The following is a 15,728-nucleotide window of genomic DNA, read 5'->3' on the forward strand; positions in this document are numbered from 1 at the left end:
GAGAGCCTCGAGAATCCTTCGGGCAGGGGATTGATCGTGGCATGACCATCCGCCGGAACCACTTCGTGGGACCGTTCGGTTCCAGTTGATCTCTCGGACCGCACAACGAATGTCCCGTCGAGAAAGAGAGATGTGAGCCCATGTTGCAGGAAGGCTCGCTGGATGTATTGGCCGCCGCGGCGCGGAGCGGTAGCCGTGAGTCCATGGCCAGTTTGTATGCGGCGTTTCGTCCGATGGTTGTGCTGCGGAGCCGCGCCGAGCTTGATCAGGCCGTTTCCGATTCCGCCGCGGATGCCGCGTGCGTCGCCGTTCTCACGGCAGTGTGCGACGGATCGGAGACGTATCAGCCTTTTCTACGCGTGCTGTACGCGAGTACAAGCATCGCGATTGCTCGGGCGGCATCCGACGGGTTCAGCGGTGGATCGCTCCCGCCTCCGACAACGCTCCCGATTGTCGAACGCGATGTCCTGGTGTTGCGGCTGATCGTCGGGCTCGATACAAAGGCGACCGCAACGTCGCTTGCCCGTACGACAGACGAGGTGTCGCTCGACCTGCATCGGGCGCTGCGGCGACTGCGAAAGTTGTCTTCTCCGAATGCAATCAGGGAGAGTTTGGTATTCACCTGAGGGCGTTCGGAATGCGCAGATTCGGGCGGGAACGGATCCCTGCCTTACTGGCCGGCGATGTATTCGATCGACGGGCCGGCAGTCCAACCGCCGTCGACGGCGATCTCGGAACCCGTTGTGTACGAGGCATCGTCGGAAAGCAGGTAGGTGACCGCGCCGACCAACTCCTCCGGGCGACCGACACGGCGATACGGATTATTGGGGAATGCGCCCTCTTCGAGGCTGATACCCGTCGGTGCAGTCATGGGCGTCAGGACCATGCCGGGGTGAACCGAGTTGACCCGGATCTTGTCGCGGCCGAGTTCGACGGCGGCGATCTTGCTCAGCCCACGCACGCCCCACTTGGCTGCGCCGTAACCGCTGGTCAGAGCCATGCCCATCAGGCCGGCGGCCGAGGAGATGTTCACGATGGATCCGCCGCCGGCTGCCTTCATGAACGGCACTACCGTGTGGATACCGGTGTGCACGGACACCAGGTTGATCTGGATGATGCGCTGGAACGTCTCGAGTGGTTCCTCGGCGACTGTCTGGCCGGACGCCGAGATTCCGGCGTTGTTGACCAAACCGTTGATCGCGCCGAACTCGGATACTGCGTACTCGGCGGCGGACTTCCAAGACGCTGGATCGGTGACGTCGAGGTGAACGTAACGCGCTGCGTCGCCGAGAGATTCGGCCACTGCTCGACCGTCGTCGTCGAGTAGGTCGCCGATGACGACGCGGCCGTTGCCCGCGACGATGCCGCGGGCAAACGCCTCGCCCAGGCCGCGTGCGCCGCCGGTGACGAGAACGACTTTTCCGGAGAGATCCTGAGTCATGATTGTTCCTTACCTGTTGGTGTTGCGAGATATGGCTTCGAGAACGCCCTGAGCGCGCGGGTGATGGCCTCGGGTGCGGGCGTCCGGAGGTCTGCCATCTCACGCAGTGCGGCGACTACCGCAAGTGTTGCCTGGCCCGAAGCCGCTGTGGTGTCGAGCGAGGTTTCCGGACGGTCGATCAGGCGTGCGACTTCTGGGCGAATCAGTTCCATCGTCTCGAAAGTTGCTGATTCCCAAACTCTCCGGAGTGCCGCATCACCGAAGATGATGGGCATCAGTGATCGGGTCATCGGCTCGAAGGACTCGCCGACCGATGCGATAAAGGCATTCTTCACAGCCGCTGCGAGCCCGAATTCGCGGGCTTGCGCGCTGAGTGCCGTGGCCAGACTGCGGTTTCCCTCGTCGAGCATCGGCCAGATGCTCTCCTCTTTGGTGGCGAAGCAACGGTAGAACGTTCGCTCGGAGATTTCTGCCCGCTCGGCGAGCTCCGCGATGGTCGTCGAAGTGTCGCCGCGTTCGACGAAAGCGGCAGCACAACTCTGCGAGACGCGGAGAAGTAGTGCAGTGCGGCGGGCTGTTGCCATATCCGCACTGTACCAAAAGTGGCAGAAACTGCCACAAATGGTGTCGGCCGGTCAGCCGACGTTGCCTTCGATTCCGGAAACCTCCTGCTCAACTGCGTTCTTGAGGTTCAGGAGCGTCTTGCGGATGTTGCCGCGCTGAAAGTCGGCGAAGGTTTTTCCTCCGGTGGCAATTTTGTCGAACATGTCGGCGGCGAAGTCCGGCCAGCCGCGCCTGTCGTCGGTCCACGTTTCGGTAACTCGGGTTCCGTCGGGCACCGGCGAGAATCGGTACTGCCAGGTTGCGATAGAGGCGGGGATCCGGGGAGTACCGAGGCCGATCTTGTGAACACGGAATTCGAAGAGCTTCCCGGCCTCGGCAGCGGTGACTGTGCATCGCGTGGTCCACTGCGCGCGCCCACGCTTGTTGTGCCCGTCGAACTCCATGCCCAGGAAAGCGCTTTCGCGGTCTCCCCGCAAGGTTGCGCCTATGTTTTCGGGACTCCAGGCACCCATACGAGTGGGATCGCTGATGACCTCGTAGAGGGAAAGCGCGTCGGAGCTGACGACGATGCTGTCGGAGACGGTAAGTTCGCGAGCCATTTCGGTTTCAGGTTCTTTCTGTCGAGCGTGTGTGAGGTGTGAGTATGACGATCGGTGGTTTCGCGAACAAGATGCGGACGTGGCGGATGAACCGTCGAACTGATCGGCGTTGAACTACAGGTGCGGTTTCAGTTGGATCTTGACCGCGCCTTCCTGCTTCTTCTGGAAGATCTCGTAGGCGTGTGGCGCCTGATCGAGCGGCAGCTGATGGGTGGAAAAGGTGTCGACGCCGAGTGGGTCGTCGTCAGTGAGCAGGGGCATGATGTCCTCTACCCACTTCTTGACGTTCGCCTGGCCCATCCTGAGCTGAATCTGCTTGTCGAACATGGTCATCAGCGGCAGCGGATCAACCATTCCGCCGTAGACACCGATCAAAGAAATGGTTCCGCCGCGCCGAACGATGTCGATGGCCGAATAGACAGCGCCAAGGCGATCGATTCCTGCGTTACGCATCGCAGGCGCGGCAAGAGCATCGGGAAGGAGTCCGACGAACTGCTGCGCGAGCTTTCCGATCGGAGACCCGTGCGCTTCCATACCGACAGCGTCGATCACCGAATCGGTTCCGCGGCCGTTTGTCGCGTCTCTGATGGCATCGCCGATCTTGCTGCCGTAGTCGTCCAGGTTGAGGGTCTCGATACCGCGTTCGGCAAGGCGCGCAAGGCGTTCGGGTACACGGTCCACACCGATTACTCGAAACCCCTTGTGGTGGGCGATACGAGCCGCCATGTCACCGATCGGTCCGAGGCCGAGGATTGTCACGGACCCACCCGGCGGAATGTCGGCGTATTCGACCGACTGCCAAGCGGTGGGGAGCACGTCGGAGAGGTAGACGAATCGCGAATCCGCGGGACCTTCGGGAACTTTGATGTGTGTGAAATGTGCTTGCGGTACTCGGAGGTACTCAGCCTGCCCGCCGGGCACCGAGCCGTAGAGCTCGGAGAAGCCGAACAATGCTGCGCCCGTTCCCTGATCGCGGACCTGCGTCGTCTCGCACTGTGTGTAGAGGCTCGAATCGCACATGAAACAGTTGCCACACGAGATCTGGAACGGAATCACGACGCGGTCACCTATCTCGAGATTCGTGACTTCCGAACCGACTTCTTCGACGATTCCCATCGGTTCATGGCCGAGAATGTCGCCGGCATTCATGAACGCACCCAGAGTCTCGTACAGGTGCAGATCGGATCCGCAGATATTCGTCGTGGTGACCTTGATGATTGCGTCGGTGGGTTCGACGATCTTCGGGTCCGGAACCGTATCGACGCTTACTTTCCGTTTGCCTTGCCAAGTCACTGCGCGCACTGGGATCGACCTCTCATCGTGGAAATGCTGTTCGCAGTCACCTGCCCGAAAGCACTGAAATGCAAACAAAATCGGTGAGGGTTGCGAGAAGTCCTGAGCGCGTTAGATTGAGATGGAGCTAGGTCCCGGTCTCTTTGCACCGGCTCCAGGACCGAGACGACGAGATGATGAGGACGATCGCATGACCGACAAAGACGACAACGACCAGTCGCCCAAGGGCGGGCACCCAGGACCCGTGGACAAGGGCGGCGACGGGGGAATGGCAACGCGAGAACAGGCGCCTGAACTGGTCGAGGAGACCTCCGACGAGAAGTCTGACGACGAGTAGTTTCCTTTTACTCCGCGTTGGGTAACAACGGGGATAGGCCGCATCGGACCGTCCCGGAATCAATGCGGGCGAGGTTCCTCGAGGTTGAGCAGCCAGCCACGGGAACCGCCTTGAGCAGATCCCTCAACCCTGTTGTCATTCAACCCTGTAACAGCACGTGATCGAATCGGGTCCGCAGTAGTGTCGGGACCCGGAAGTCGTCAAGCGTTCGAACTATCAACTGCTCGGCAACATCCCGGAGTTTCACGTTGGTCTCTTGAGAACGCCACACGAGTATGTCGAAGGCGCGATCGGCCGAAATGCCGTAGATCACCATGAGCATGCCTTTGGCTTGCTCGATTACTCCGCGAGAAGCGGTGATTTCGTTGACCAGCACGTCGACAGACGCTTTCACCGTGCTGTCGAGGGTTTCGGTGACGTCGATGTAGAAGCCTGAGCTGCCGACCACGGCACCCGACTCGTCCACGACGCTGTCGCCGACGACGATTACCGAGTGAGTGTCCCCTGCAGTGTCGATGATGCGGTGGCGGCTGCTGAACGGTCCGCCTGAAGTGCGGATGGCGTGCAGTGTCTGGGCAACGTGTCTTCGGTCGTCGGGATGCTTGTGCGAGAGCATCAATTCCGTCGTCGGAGCTACTTGGTCGGGTTCGTATCCGTGAATCCGTGCAACTTCGTCCGACCACTCCCACCGGTCGCCGTTGCGGTGATAGAGAAAGCCGCCCACCCGGTGTGGAGCCCCCGATCCTGACGTTCGCCCCAACCCGTCCTCGTTCACCACACACGCCCCCTCGTTCTCGACCTCGTCCCAACCGGCGTACTCGCCAGTTAGTTATATCGGACAAATCCGGCGGAGGTGGTGTCCGTCCCATATTTCGGAGCATCGTCTGGATCGCTACCGCATGGGTCGGGGAAACCGGCGCTCAGAGTACTTGGCGACGGTCCCACGTCACTCGCGGTTGAAACAGTGTTGCCGCTGTGTCCATTCGATGATCGCCGCCGCGATGGCCGCAGGCTGATCCTCGGGGGCGAGATGTCCTGCGGGACCGCACTGTTCCACCTCGAGATTTGCGATATTCGATCGGCTCCACGTGACTTCGTCAGGTCCGATCATGAGAAGTTCTGCGGGGCCGCTGAAGGTGAGAAGAAGTTTGGGTACGTCAGTGCTTTCTGTGAGCCAATCGCTGTACGCCGCCACACGTGCATTCACGTCACCGGGAGTTCCTTCGATGGGGAAGGATCGTGGCCACTCGAGAAGGGGTCGGCGACTCTCTCGTGACGGATAAGGGGAGCGATAGGCCTCGGCATCGGTTTCGGTCATTTCGCCGAGAACCGTTCTGTGAAGCGCTATTTCGAGAAAGAAGTTCTCGTCGAGTACCTTTGTCTCTCCTGTGTCGGAGTCCCTCAGAGCTTCCACCCGTGCCCGTGCCTCTCCCGGGAAGTGTTCGTCCCAGGTCATCGGACGAAGGATCGTTTCGAAGAAGGCCACACCTCGGACGCGATCGGGGTGGCGGGCAGCCCAGTCCAGTGCAAGTGCCCCGCCCCAGTCGTGTCCGACGAGTACGACGTCGTCGAGTTCCATCTGGTCGAACCAGGCGTCGAGGTAGCGGGCGGTGTCGAGGAAGCCGTAGTTGATTGGCGGTTTGCCTGACCGCCCCATTCCGATGAGGTCAGGGGCAAGTGCGCGGCCTAGATTTCCTATCTGCGGCAGGATGTTTCGCCACAAGTGCGAGGATGTGGGGTTTCCGTGGATGAGTACGAAGGGTGTTCCTTCACCGCGCGAGCGGTAGGCCATGGTCGAGTCGAGCACGGGAATTGTGGGCATTGCGACTCTTCAAATAGTTTCCATATACTCTAATTGAGATAGTAGCCATGTATTCTATTTGTATGCAAGATCGGGAAACATGGACGACAGGGTCGCTGGTGTGGCACCTTGGCTTGCGCTGGCGGGCGGGGGTTGACCGAGCGATCGCGCACCTGGGGTTGACTCACGCCCAGTATTCAGTGCTCGCGTCTCTGCATGGTCTGGTGAGTGCGGGGGAGAGGCCGAGTCAGCGAGAACTCTCAGCGCACACAGGATTGCAGCGAATCTACATATCCAAGCTCGTGCGAGCGTTGGAGAAGAGCGGGTTTGTTGTCAGTGAACGCGATAGACGCGATGCGCGAGCCGTTCGCCTCGATCTCAGTGACGAGGGCAAACGAGTCATAGAGCTCGCTAAAGACATTGTCCGCCAATTGGATGCAAAGAATACGGAAGTGCTGACGAAAACCGGAGGGCGGGAACTCGCCGAGCTCCACCGCGCCCTTGACGCGTTACTCGACGCCACCGAAGCAGGAGATGGATAATGCGCCGGTCCGCTTAGTGGCGCAACCGAAGGCGATCGTGTGCGGACCCGGTCCACAGGACGTTCGTTGGGGGAGCGACGGAAGCGTCGATCCCCCAACGAGCCCTATTGTCTAGCTGTCGATCGTCACGGTGTCACGTTGATCGGTGTGGCCGATGCGAACTGCAGTGTGCCCGACATTGTTGCCGTCCCAGTGGCTGCGGCGGGGCAGACGGGTCCGGTGCCGGTGCGTGTGTAGTTCACGGTGCCGGTGTTGCTGGCCACGACGCGCTGGTTGGGAATATCGAATGGCAGCGGTCCGACAGTGCTGGCCCCGACGGTGACTGTGCATGTTGATCCGGGCATCGTGACGACTGCGCCTCCTGCAGGAATGACCAGGGATCCCTGAGCCGATCCGGTGTCTGCCGAGACGTTCAATAGCCACGAGCCGGAGGTCGTGACCACAGCGGGTAGGCCGTTAGCCTTGCACCCGGTCAGGCTGGGGGTGCCGATATTGACGTTGACTCCGCCGGTGCCGGCGTTGGAATTACCCGGCGCGGATGGGATGGTCCCGGAGCCCGTCGTACTGGAGCAGGTAAGTGTGATCGTTCCAGTCTTGATACTGAGATTGCTGCTCGAAGCAGTCACGGCTTGACCCGCTGGAGTGACGACGGTCGAAGCCAGAGCGGTGCCGGCTGCGACCGCAATCGCGGCTGCGGCGGCAGCTGTGACGATGGTGGTGCGGCGAACTGCATGGGTCATCGATATCTCCTTGTTGTCGGTGATACTTCGTGAGTCGCCGGTGCTTGCTCTACTGCGTCCGCAGGCTGTCGGCGCCGATGTTGAACACATCGCTTGTGGTGGTCAACGAGTTGTGACCACTCGAAGACGGAACGTTGGCGCGAAGATTGACTGCCCAATTCAATGCGCCGAACAGTCCACATCCAGATGCGCCCGGTACCGCGAACGTCTGGTCGGCGTGCGTCACGTTTCTGACGGCGGCGGTATCCGGAAATCCTGGAACTTCCTCCAGGACACCATTTTCGGACACTCCGAGTTTGAACATGATCGGGTTGCTCGCAGAACCCAGATAGCAGTTGCCGCCCAGCAAGGGGTTGGAGATCTTCAATCTTGCCGGAAGTGTGACACCGAGTTGGAATGCGTCGACTGTTGGCAACGCGACCGGTTCGACTGTTGCCTTGATGGTGGTCAAGCCGCCGGGGAACGGTATACCGAGCCCGAAGATTCCTCCTGGTACCTCGATGGGGGTGGAATAGACGCCTTTGGTGCCGTCAGTGGGAGGAATGAAGATCTGGTCGAACCCGAATTCAGCGTCGGGGTTCTCGCGATAGGCGACACCGCCGGCGATATTCAACGAGCCGGAAGGAATCGGTACTTTGAGCCCGTTGATGTTCATTTCGCCGCCTTTGACGACGACATCGACACAGGTGCTTGTCTCCGGATTGGCTATCGGGCATTTTCCCCAGCCCCCGAACGGCGCATTGGGCAGCGGGGCCGCCGTCGCGGTTGACACCGCCCCGAGAGTGAGGACTCCCGCTGCGACGACGGCGAGCGCGGCTCTGAATCGTATTGTGCGCATGGACAAGTGAACTCCGTTTCGAGGTGGCAATCTGTCGTCGATGACGGTTCTGTGGCAGTGGGTTGGATTGCTAGTTGGCGCTACGCTCGGCAACGACGGCAGCGGGTTCGGGTGAGCCGGCCGGCTGGGGCCTGAGGCTGTCGGCACCGATGTTGTAGACGTCACTCGTCGTGGCGAGGGAGTTGGACGTGGTGGACGAGGGAAGCCCGGCGCGCCAGTTGACGATTGGATTCAGAACGCCGAACGGGCCACACCCGGAAGCTGTCGGGACCGCGAAGGGCTGTCCGGTGTGCCCGGTGTTTCGAACGACGGCAGTGTCCGGGGAACCTGGAACCTCTTCGAGGACACCGTATTCGGTCACGTCCAAGTTGAGTTGGACGGGGTTGTTGTCCGAGCCCAGGTAGCATTTGCCGCCGAGGAGAGGGTTCGCGATCTTCAGTTTGACGGGTAGCTTCACACCAAGCTGAAATGCGTCCACGGTGGGGAGTGCAGACGTCGACTCTACGGTGGCCGAAGCCTTGTTCAGTCCGAAGAGATTGTTGAATGGCAGGTCGATTCCGAGTGCGCCCCCGGGGATATCGATGGGTTTGGCGTAGATCCCCCGACTGTTGTCGTTCGGTGGGATGAATACTTGGTCGAATCCGAATTCAGCCTCTGGATTCTCCCGGTATGCAACTCCGCCTGCGATGCGCATCGCCCCGGCGGGAATGCTGACGGAAAGCTTGCCGATCTTCATGTTTCCGCCGGTGACCGTGACGTCCATGCAGGTGCTGGTCTCGGGATTGTCGATCGGACATGAATCCCAACCGCCGAAGGGGATCTCCGCTGCCGGGGCGGCTCCTGCAATGCTTGCTGACAAGCTTCCCACCGCAGCGGCGGTGGCGAACACAGTTGCGGTGGCGAGTGCGCCGAAAAGCCCACGCGACGTCGAACGTCGGGACATGTATTTCTCCTTTGGGTACAACCGACCAGTCGGGATTGTGATGATGAGTGACGGTAGTCACGTGTGACTTAGATGTACAGACAATTTGAAACAATTCCGACAAAAGTATTACTGCGATCGCCTCCGCTACTACTTGTGGCTGTGAGGATTGAAATTTGTTGCAGTGCTCTGTGTCTCGTCATTCACCCACGAATCGCTGTGAGGTGCTTCGACCCGAAAAGGCGTTCGTCGACGGGAGTATCCGACTCCTGTCGAAATCGAGGGGGCAATGTTTTGTCGGAGTCGCCAATGAGGGAAGTCAGGGCGAGTAACTTTGTCGAACAGCGGCTGATCGGTACTCCGGGCAGCTGCCCGAGAGAACGGATCGCCATGACGCTGATGCTGCCGCTCGACTCGATGTTCCTACTGATGGAGTCACGGGAGGATCCCATGCACGTCGGTGGCCTGTCGCTTTTCGTTCCGCCGGAAGGGGACGACGGCGAATTCGCCAGGTCGCTCTACCGTTCGCTCACCGACGTCGACTCGATTCGGCCACTCTTTCGCCGCAAGCCGGTGCAGTTCTTGTCGAACTTCGCGCCGGTGCGTTGGACGGAGGACGCAGACGTCGATCTCGAGTATCACGTCCGGTTGCTCGCGCTGCCCAAGCCGGGTCGAGTCCGCGAGTTGCTCGAGCTGACCTCCATGCTCCACGGCACGCTGCTCGATCGGCATCGGCCGCTGTGGGAGGCGTACGTGATCGAAGGTCTCGCCGACGGCCGAGTTGCCGTGTACATGAAGACGCACCACGCGCTCATGGATGGTGTGTCTGCTGTTCAGGCGTGGTACCGCAGCCTCTCGTCGGATCCGCACGATCGACATTCGATGCCTCCATGGGCGCAACGACCTTCTTCGGGGCGGGTTCGTGCCGGTCGCGGGCTGGACCTGCAGAGGCGGGTGGGCTCCGTGATCGAGACTGTGCAAGATGTGGTCGGGGTCGGCCCTGCGATAGTGAACGCTGCTGCCTCGGCAGTGAAGGACCACGTCGCACCGTTGCCGTTTGCTGCTCCGAAATCGATCTTCAACGTCCCGATCACCGGAGCGAGGCGTGTCGCCGCGCAGTCGTGGCCGATCGAGCGCCTGCGCAAGGTCAGCTGCGTTGCAGACGTGACGCTCAACGATGCGGTGTTGGCAATGTGCGCGGGTGCGCTACGGCGATACCTGATCGAACTGGACGAGTTGCCGGACAAACCGTTGATCGCGATGGTGCCGGTATCCCTTCGCAAAGGCGAAGAGGGTGAGGCTTCCGGCAATGCCGTGGGTGCGGTGTTGTGTGATCTGGCAACCGAATTGGCAGATCCGGCGGCCCGACTTCAGAGAGTTCACGACTCGATGAGTAGCGCCAAGTCCCTGATGTCGGGCCTGACGCCCCTGCAGATCACGGCGCTCAGTGCATTGAACGTCGCGGGTCTCGGGCTGCCGCTGATCCCTGGTTCATCCCGACTGATCACTGGGCGTCCAGTCTTCAATCTGGTGATTTCCAACGTCCCCGGCCCGACAACGACGCGCTATTGGAATGGCGCGAAACTCGAGAGCTGTTACCCGGCATCGATTCCGTTGGACGGGCAGGCGATGAACATCACCGTCATCGGCTACGCGGACACCATGCAGTTCGGGCTCGTCGGCTGCCGCCGCAATGTTCCGCACTTGCAGCGGCTCCTCGGCCATCTCGAGGAATCCTTGAGTGAGCTCGAAGCCGCCGCAGGCTGATCAATTCGACTCGCGCCTTCCGACGTCACGTCCGTTCACGACCAACTGGTGGACGTCCAGTTCTTTGTCGTCGAGGCCGAAGCTGATGATGCGTTCGGGGTGGATACGGATGATCGGTGCGTCGAGACCATGTGCAGCAGCACCAGTAGCATCCAAAGCCTCTGCCCGGCCACGGATTTCGACGCACCTGACCTGCCATGGATCTACGGATGCGATGTCGTCCACGACGAACGCGACCCGACCGTTGTCTGCGACATTGTGAAACTTACGGCTGCCCGTCATGTTGTAACCGCTGATGTCGATCGTGGCTGTATCCGGGTTGTAGTGGAACCCGACCGGACTGACTTGCAGCGTTCCGTTCCGTTGAACCGTCGCGAGGCGACCGAGAGTCTGTGTGACCAGGTAGTCGAGTTCGATTCGGGTGAATGTCATGAAATCACGCTAGAACCTGAACTGCTGTAGAGGTCAAGATCTCCGAACGTACAACTCATTCCATCTCGTCGAGGGCCTCTTCTGCTTCGTCGACCCGCCACTCGGCCTCGCGAAGTTCCTCCTCGGACTCTCGAACTGCGACGCGGGCAGCCTTCTCGGTGTTCTTGGCGAACTGTCGTTCTTGTTCTGCGTGTTCGAGATCGGCGCGGAGTTCTTCGATGCGACGGTCGAGGTCGGACAGCTTTGACCTGGCATCCTCGAATTGGGCGGTCTCGGCCTTGACCCGTCGTCGGATCTTCTCGACGCCTGCCCTGGCTTCCTTCAATTCTGCTTTCGCCTTGGCTTGTTCGGCCTTGCGATCCGGAGCAGTGGACTTGGCCGGAGCGTGTTCTTCGGTGGGGATCGCAGGGGCGTCTTGTGCAGAATCCTCCTCCACTACAGCAAGTCCCGCCGGCCCGAAACCGCTGTAACTCGCGGCGGTCACGACCCGTCCGAGTCGAACCTGCGCGGCAGTCTCCTCATCGGCCAGGGCGGCATTGAGAGTCTGCGCGACATCGCGCAACGAATCCTCGCCGACGCTTTTTCCCCGTGAAGCGGCGATCTCACCGGATTTGTGGGCGAGACTCCGCACCACCTGCTGCCTCTGTGTCGTCAGCCGTCGCAAGTCCGGGCCCGAGAGATGGCGTTGAGCGTCGCGTAGCGATTCGCCAAGCGCGAGAAGTGCATCCAGATCCTCTGGTGCATCGCGCGAGATGAGATTGACCAACCACCCCACGGTGGTCGGCTTCCGAAGTTTTCCGATCTCTGCGGCCAGTGTGCGGTCGTTGTCGTCCCGGGCAGTCTTCACATGCTTTGTACGCGCCTCTACGAACTCGCCGGGGTCGAGGCCGTAGAGTTCGTCGGCGACATCATCGAGGGTCACGTATCAATACTGTCATTCGGCGAATCGTTCGAAGACTGTCTTCCAGTCGTTCTTGATGCTCACCACCGTCCACCCGTTTGCGCGCGAGACGTCGAGTGCGTGCTCGGCCCCGTCCACGTAGTCGAACTCGCGTTCCGGATCGTCATGGAGCACCAGAAGGCGAAGTGCCGGAACGTTCGGGTGTTCGGCGAACTTCAACATAGGTAGGTCACCGTTGCTGTTTCCGGCCGCGATGACAGGTCGTCGGCCGATTCGGTTCCAGATCTGTACGGGCTTGGCCGGCCCGTCGTCGACGACATCGGTTTGGGGCTGACGGAGAATTGTGCCGCTGTGCCCGTCGTCCTTCCACGTCAAGGCCACGCCGCTGCCGATGACGCGATCTCGGGGGATGCCGTAGACCTCCTGGCTGATCGGACGCATGAAGTCACGTCCGCCGCCAGAGACTATGTAGTTCGAGAATCCCTTGGCTGCAAGGTAATCGAGCAACTCCACCATGGGTGTATAGCTGCAGTGCAGATACTCGCGACCGAGAGTGGGGTGCGAAGCAGTGCGCAGGTAGGTATCGGCGTGGGTTTCGAACTCGTCGACCGTGACTTCGGCGAATGCCGCCAGGACACCGGCCGCGAGCACCTTCAGTGCGCTGTCGTCGCCGCGATAGTGCTTCGAGATCACTTCGTTCAACCAGGCGTAGTCCTTTTCGAACGCAGCCTGCCACGGTTGACGGTTGCGAAGAGACGGATCCTGGGCGGTCATCTCGACGAGGCGGCGCAGGATGAAGTCGAGTTGGATCGGCATCGGCTTCTCACACCACAGGGTTCCGTCGTTGTCGAAGACTGCGATCCTGTCTTCCGGTGCGATTTCGTCCGGACTTCCCTCAGTCGTCGCGCGTTCGACGAATTGCCGGACGGCCTGTTTCGGCGTGCCGTCCTGCCAGCTCGGAAGCGGGTCAGGGTTATCGGAGGTGGAGGCTTCAACGAATTGACTGCTCATGTGGTCCCTGGCTTCCAGTGAGTCGATGACAAATCCGGCACTCTCATACTCGGATCTCCTGCGGAAAATGGCATCGCCCATTTCGGGCGACAGCGGTTCGGTGACCACAATCGGGGTATGCGATTCACCATGCGGCCGTAGAGGCTGGAAATCAGATGACCTACAAGGAGCCAGATCATGGCCAACGCATTCAAAGGCGTCGTCAACCTCGATATTCGCGATTCGATTCCCGACTGGAGCCCGTACGAGCAGCCGAAGGCCGCCGCCGGCACACCGAATATTCTTTACATCGTTCTCGACGACGTCGGATACGGCGCCTTGGGTTGTTACGGGGGACCGATCGAGACGCCGAACATCGACCGCATCGCGGGCAACGGATTGCGGTACGGGCAGTGGCACACCACAGCGCTGTGCTCCCCGACGCGATCGTGTCTGCTCACCGGGAGAAACCACACGACCAACGGCATGGCCTGCATCAGCGAGTGCGCGGTCGGTTTTCCCGGCGGAAACGGTCACATCCCTCCCGAATGTGCCACGCTCGCCGAGGTTCTGGTCGAGCAGGGATTCAGCACCGCGATGGTCGGCAAATGGCACCTGTGCGCAGAAGACGAGATGAATCTTGCTTCCACGAAACGGAATTGGCCGGTCGGCCGCGGATTCGAGCGGTTCTACGGCTTTCTCGGTGCCGAGACCAATCAGTGGTATCCCGATCTCGTCCACGACAACCACCCCGTCGAACAGCCGTCGACGCCCGAAGAGGGGTATCACTTCAGCGTCGATATCACCGACAGAGCGCTCGAATACATCGGTGACGTGAAGTCGATAGCTCCGGACCGGCCTGTATTTCTCTACTACGCACCCGGGTGCGCACACGCTCCGCATCACGCGCCCCGCGAATGGGCCGATCGCTACGCAGGCAGGTTCGACGCAGGGTACGAAGCCATGCGGGACGAGATTCTGGCCAGACAGAAGGAAATGGGACTTGTCCCGAAAGACACGACCCTGCCCTCACTCAACCCGATAGGCACTCCTGAGACCCGCACCGGGCCCGACGGCGAACCGTTCCCGCCGCTGGATTTCACCCGCCCTTGGGACACCCTCTCCGCTGACGAGCAGCGACTGTTCTCACGGATGGCGGAGGTGTACGCGGGCTTCCTCTCGCACTGTGACGATCAGATCGGACGCCTGCTCGGATACCTCGAAGAAATCGAGCAGCTCGACAACACGATCATCGTGGTGGTCTCCGACAACGGTGCCAGCGGTGAGGGTGGACCCGACGGATCTGTCAACGAGAACAAGATTGCGAACGGCGTACCCGACGACCTAGCCGAGAACCTGGCGAAGCTGGACGAGTTGGGCAGCACCGAGACGTACAACCACTATCCCAACGGGTGGGCGATGGCGTTCAACACGCCCTTCAAGATGTGGAAGCGTTACTCGTTCAACGGTGGAACCTGCGACCCATGCATCATCTCGTGGCCGGAGGGCATCGATGCCCGTGGCGAGATTCGAGATCAGTACCATCACGCCATCGACGTCGTCCCGACTCTGCTCGACTGCGTCGGCGTCGACTTGCCTGACACGGTGAAGGGGTACACCCAGCACCCGATTCAAGGCGTGAGCATGCGGTACAGCTTCGATGCCGGCAACATCCCCACCGCCAAGCACACCCAGTTCTATTCGATGCTCGGAGGACGAGGAATTTGGCATGACGGCTGGAAGGCCGTCACCACGCACCCGACTCTGAGCGGGTGGGGCCATTTCTCGGAAGACACCTGGGAGCTCTACCACACAGAGTTGGACCGAGCCGAGCTCCGGAACCTTGCGGATGAAGAACCCGGCAGGCTGGCAGAGCTGGTGGGGTTGTGGTTCCACGAGGCCGGTGCCAATCAAGCTCTGCCACTGGACGATCGGTCCGGTGTCGAACTTCTCACCACGCCTCGCCCTCAGTTGGCCCCGCCGCGAAACCGGTATGTCTACCGCCCGGGCGGAGCCGAGGTGCCGGAGGCCGTCGCCGTCAACCTTCGTAATCGTTCATTCTCGATCGGGGCAGTTGTCGATTTGGCCGAACCCGGTGCGACCGGTGTGCTTTTCTCGCATGGTGGCAGGTTCGGTGGTCATTCGCTGTACGTCAAGGACAACCGCCTGCATTACGTGTACAACTTCCTCGGCAGTGAACAGCAGAAGATCGATGCCACCGAAGACCTTCCGATCGGCGAAAATATGATCTTGGCAGCAACTTTCGAGAAGGAAGGCGAGGATCCGCCGGGCACTGCGCACGGGGTGCTCGGCCTCTACTACGGCGATCGGAAAGTCGGTGAGGGCAGAATCCGCACTCAGCCAGGCAAGTTCAGCATCGGTGGCGGCGAAGGGCTCAATGCAGGCCGTGACAGCGGGGAGCCCGTAACCGACGACTACCCGGGTACGTCACCTTGGGCGTTCACGGGTGGAACGCTCAACCGGGTGGCCATCGACGTCAGTGGTGAACCGTACGTCGACCTCGAACGCGAAGCAGTGGCGATGCTCTCGCGTGAATGACA

At 60.8% G+C, this 15,728-nt stretch carries 17 protein-coding genes; 5 read left to right on the forward strand and 12 right to left on the reverse strand.

Features of this window, described 5'->3' with window-relative positions:
- Positions 1–140 precede the first annotated feature (140 nt).
- Positions 141–626, forward strand: a complete 486-nt coding sequence (locus tag PCS43_RS31890; RefSeq protein ID WP_209907820.1) for an RNA polymerase subunit sigma — start codon at positions 141–143, stop codon at positions 624–626.
- 44 nt (positions 627–670) lie between these two features.
- Here PCS43_RS31890 and PCS43_RS31895 read toward each other — a convergent pair whose 3' ends face one another.
- From PCS43_RS31895 to PCS43_RS31910, 4 genes are all read right to left on the reverse strand, one after another.
- Positions 671–1,441: a glucose 1-dehydrogenase gene (locus PCS43_RS31895; protein ID WP_007734653.1), complete on the reverse strand. Its 771-nt coding sequence runs from the start codon at positions 1,439–1,441 to the stop codon at positions 671–673.
- Positions 1,438–2,025 carry a TetR/AcrR family transcriptional regulator gene (locus tag PCS43_RS31900; RefSeq protein ID WP_064074094.1) on the reverse strand — a complete coding sequence of 196 codons (588 nt, stop codon included), beginning with the start codon at positions 2,023–2,025 and terminating at the stop codon, positions 1,438–1,440. The genes PCS43_RS31895 and PCS43_RS31900 overlap by 4 nt, the downstream gene beginning before the upstream one ends.
- A gap of 51 nt (positions 2,026–2,076) precedes the next feature.
- Complete coding sequence (locus PCS43_RS31905) at positions 2,077–2,604, reverse strand: SRPBCC family protein (protein ID WP_007734657.1); 528 nt, start codon at positions 2,602–2,604, stop codon at positions 2,077–2,079.
- 114 nt (positions 2,605–2,718) lie between these two features.
- Positions 2,719–3,906, reverse strand: coding sequence for a zinc-dependent alcohol dehydrogenase (locus PCS43_RS31910; protein ID WP_042452468.1), 1,188 nt, complete (start codon positions 3,904–3,906; stop codon positions 2,719–2,721).
- Positions 3,907–4,087: 181 nt separating this feature from the next.
- Here PCS43_RS31910 and PCS43_RS31915 point away from each other — a divergent pair, with 181 nt between their 5' ends.
- Positions 4,088–4,234 (forward strand): hypothetical protein, encoded by a 147-nt coding sequence (locus PCS43_RS31915; protein WP_003945804.1) that lies wholly within the window; start codon positions 4,088–4,090, stop codon positions 4,232–4,234.
- A 139-nt stretch (positions 4,235–4,373) separates the two neighbouring features.
- Here PCS43_RS31915 and PCS43_RS31920 read toward each other — a convergent pair whose 3' ends face one another.
- Together PCS43_RS31920 and PCS43_RS31925 are read right to left on the reverse strand one after the other, a co-directional pair.
- Complete coding sequence (locus tag PCS43_RS31920) at positions 4,374–5,012, reverse strand: PAS and ANTAR domain-containing protein (RefSeq protein WP_037132380.1); 639 nt, start codon at positions 5,010–5,012, stop codon at positions 4,374–4,376.
- A 168-nt stretch (positions 5,013–5,180) separates the two neighbouring features.
- Positions 5,181–6,056 carry a haloalkane dehalogenase gene (locus PCS43_RS31925; protein ID WP_058228149.1) on the reverse strand — a complete coding sequence of 292 codons (876 nt, stop codon included), beginning with the start codon at positions 6,054–6,056 and terminating at the stop codon, positions 5,181–5,183.
- A gap of 62 nt (positions 6,057–6,118) precedes the next feature.
- Here PCS43_RS31925 and PCS43_RS33585 point away from each other — a divergent pair, with 62 nt between their 5' ends.
- Positions 6,119–6,577, forward strand: coding sequence for a MarR family winged helix-turn-helix transcriptional regulator (locus tag PCS43_RS33585; RefSeq protein WP_192712017.1), 459 nt, complete (start codon positions 6,119–6,121; stop codon positions 6,575–6,577).
- A gap of 125 nt (positions 6,578–6,702) precedes the next feature.
- Here the strand turns inward: PCS43_RS33585 and PCS43_RS31930 are convergent, their stop codons facing one another.
- The 3 genes from PCS43_RS31930 to PCS43_RS31940 form a co-directional block, all read right to left on the reverse strand.
- Entirely contained in the window at positions 6,703–7,317 is a 615-nt protein-coding gene (locus tag PCS43_RS31930) for a hypothetical protein (RefSeq protein WP_042920173.1), read from the reverse strand.
- Positions 7,318–7,366: 49 nt separating this feature from the next.
- On the reverse strand, positions 7,367–8,155 hold the full coding sequence (locus PCS43_RS31935) for a hypothetical protein (protein WP_003945568.1): 789 nt from the start codon (positions 8,153–8,155) through the stop codon (positions 7,367–7,369).
- A gap of 70 nt (positions 8,156–8,225) precedes the next feature.
- A complete protein-coding gene (locus PCS43_RS31940; RefSeq protein ID WP_209907822.1) occupies positions 8,226–9,098 on the reverse strand; it encodes a hypothetical protein in 873 nt (290 codons plus the stop codon).
- A gap of 369 nt (positions 9,099–9,467) precedes the next feature.
- Here PCS43_RS31940 and PCS43_RS31945 point away from each other — a divergent pair, with 369 nt between their 5' ends.
- On the forward strand, positions 9,468–10,844 hold the full coding sequence (locus tag PCS43_RS31945) for a WS/DGAT/MGAT family O-acyltransferase (RefSeq protein ID WP_209911519.1): 1,377 nt from the start codon (positions 9,468–9,470) through the stop codon (positions 10,842–10,844).
- Here PCS43_RS31945 and PCS43_RS31950 read toward each other — a convergent pair whose 3' ends face one another.
- Genes PCS43_RS31950 through PCS43_RS31960 form a run of 3 tightly spaced genes read right to left on the reverse strand, consistent with a single transcriptional unit; the run spans position 10,845 to position 13,188 of the window.
- Positions 10,845–11,276: a PPOX class F420-dependent oxidoreductase gene (locus PCS43_RS31950; RefSeq protein ID WP_065352020.1), complete on the reverse strand. Its 432-nt coding sequence runs from the start codon at positions 11,274–11,276 to the stop codon at positions 10,845–10,847.
- A 55-nt stretch (positions 11,277–11,331) separates the two neighbouring features.
- Positions 11,332–12,198, reverse strand: coding sequence for a hypothetical protein (locus PCS43_RS31955; protein ID WP_065352021.1), 867 nt, complete (start codon positions 12,196–12,198; stop codon positions 11,332–11,334).
- A gap of 12 nt (positions 12,199–12,210) precedes the next feature.
- A complete protein-coding gene (locus PCS43_RS31960; protein ID WP_209907824.1) occupies positions 12,211–13,188 on the reverse strand; it encodes an HAD family hydrolase in 978 nt (325 codons plus the stop codon).
- A 177-nt stretch (positions 13,189–13,365) separates the two neighbouring features.
- On the opposite strand from PCS43_RS31960, the gene PCS43_RS31965 reads away from it, so the two are divergent.
- Positions 13,366–15,726 (forward strand): arylsulfatase, encoded by a 2,361-nt coding sequence (locus PCS43_RS31965; RefSeq protein ID WP_003945730.1) that lies wholly within the window; start codon positions 13,366–13,368, stop codon positions 15,724–15,726.
- Positions 15,727–15,728: the final 2 nt, after the last annotated feature.

This window comes from Rhodococcus sp. C-2, from assembly GCF_027854095.1.
GTDB lineage: Bacteria > Actinomycetota > Actinomycetes > Mycobacteriales > Mycobacteriaceae > Rhodococcus_F > Rhodococcus_F qingshengii.

Bases quoted from the DNA above. Each gene is read 5' to 3' on its own strand.
- PCS43_RS31965 (WP_003945730.1), top strand. From the start codon at position 13,366: ATGGCCAACGCATTCAAAGGCGTCGTCAACCTCGATATTCGCGATTCG.
- PCS43_RS31950 (WP_065352020.1), bottom strand. From the start codon at position 11,276: ATGACATTCACCCGAATCGAACTCGACTACCTGGTCACACAGACTCTC.
- PCS43_RS31945 (WP_209911519.1), top strand. From the start codon at position 9,468: ATGACGCTGATGCTGCCGCTCGACTCGATGTTCCTACTGATGGAGTCA.
- PCS43_RS31935 (WP_003945568.1), bottom strand. From the start codon at position 8,155: ATGCGCACAATACGATTCAGAGCCGCGCTCGCCGTCGTCGCAGCGGGA.
- PCS43_RS31960 (WP_209907824.1), bottom strand. From the start codon at position 13,188: ATGAGCAGTCAATTCGTTGAAGCCTCCACCTCCGATAACCCTGACCCG.
- PCS43_RS31890 (WP_209907820.1), top strand. From the start codon at position 141: ATGTTGCAGGAAGGCTCGCTGGATGTATTGGCCGCCGCGGCGCGGAGC.
- PCS43_RS33585 (WP_192712017.1), top strand. From the start codon at position 6,119: ATGCAAGATCGGGAAACATGGACGACAGGGTCGCTGGTGTGGCACCTT.
- PCS43_RS31925 (WP_058228149.1), bottom strand. From the start codon at position 6,056: ATGCCCACAATTCCCGTGCTCGACTCGACCATGGCCTACCGCTCGCGC.
- PCS43_RS31940 (WP_209907822.1), bottom strand. From the start codon at position 9,098: ATGTCCCGACGTTCGACGTCGCGTGGGCTTTTCGGCGCACTCGCCACC.
- PCS43_RS31930 (WP_042920173.1), bottom strand. From the start codon at position 7,317: ATGACCCATGCAGTTCGCCGCACCACCATCGTCACAGCTGCCGCCGCA.
- PCS43_RS31895 (WP_007734653.1), bottom strand. From the start codon at position 1,441: ATGACTCAGGATCTCTCCGGAAAAGTCGTTCTCGTCACCGGCGGCGCA.
- PCS43_RS31915 (WP_003945804.1), top strand. From the start codon at position 4,088: ATGACCGACAAAGACGACAACGACCAGTCGCCCAAGGGCGGGCACCCA.
- PCS43_RS31905 (WP_007734657.1), bottom strand. From the start codon at position 2,604: ATGGCTCGCGAACTTACCGTCTCCGACAGCATCGTCGTCAGCTCCGAC.
- PCS43_RS31900 (WP_064074094.1), bottom strand. From the start codon at position 2,025: ATGGCAACAGCCCGCCGCACTGCACTACTTCTCCGCGTCTCGCAGAGT.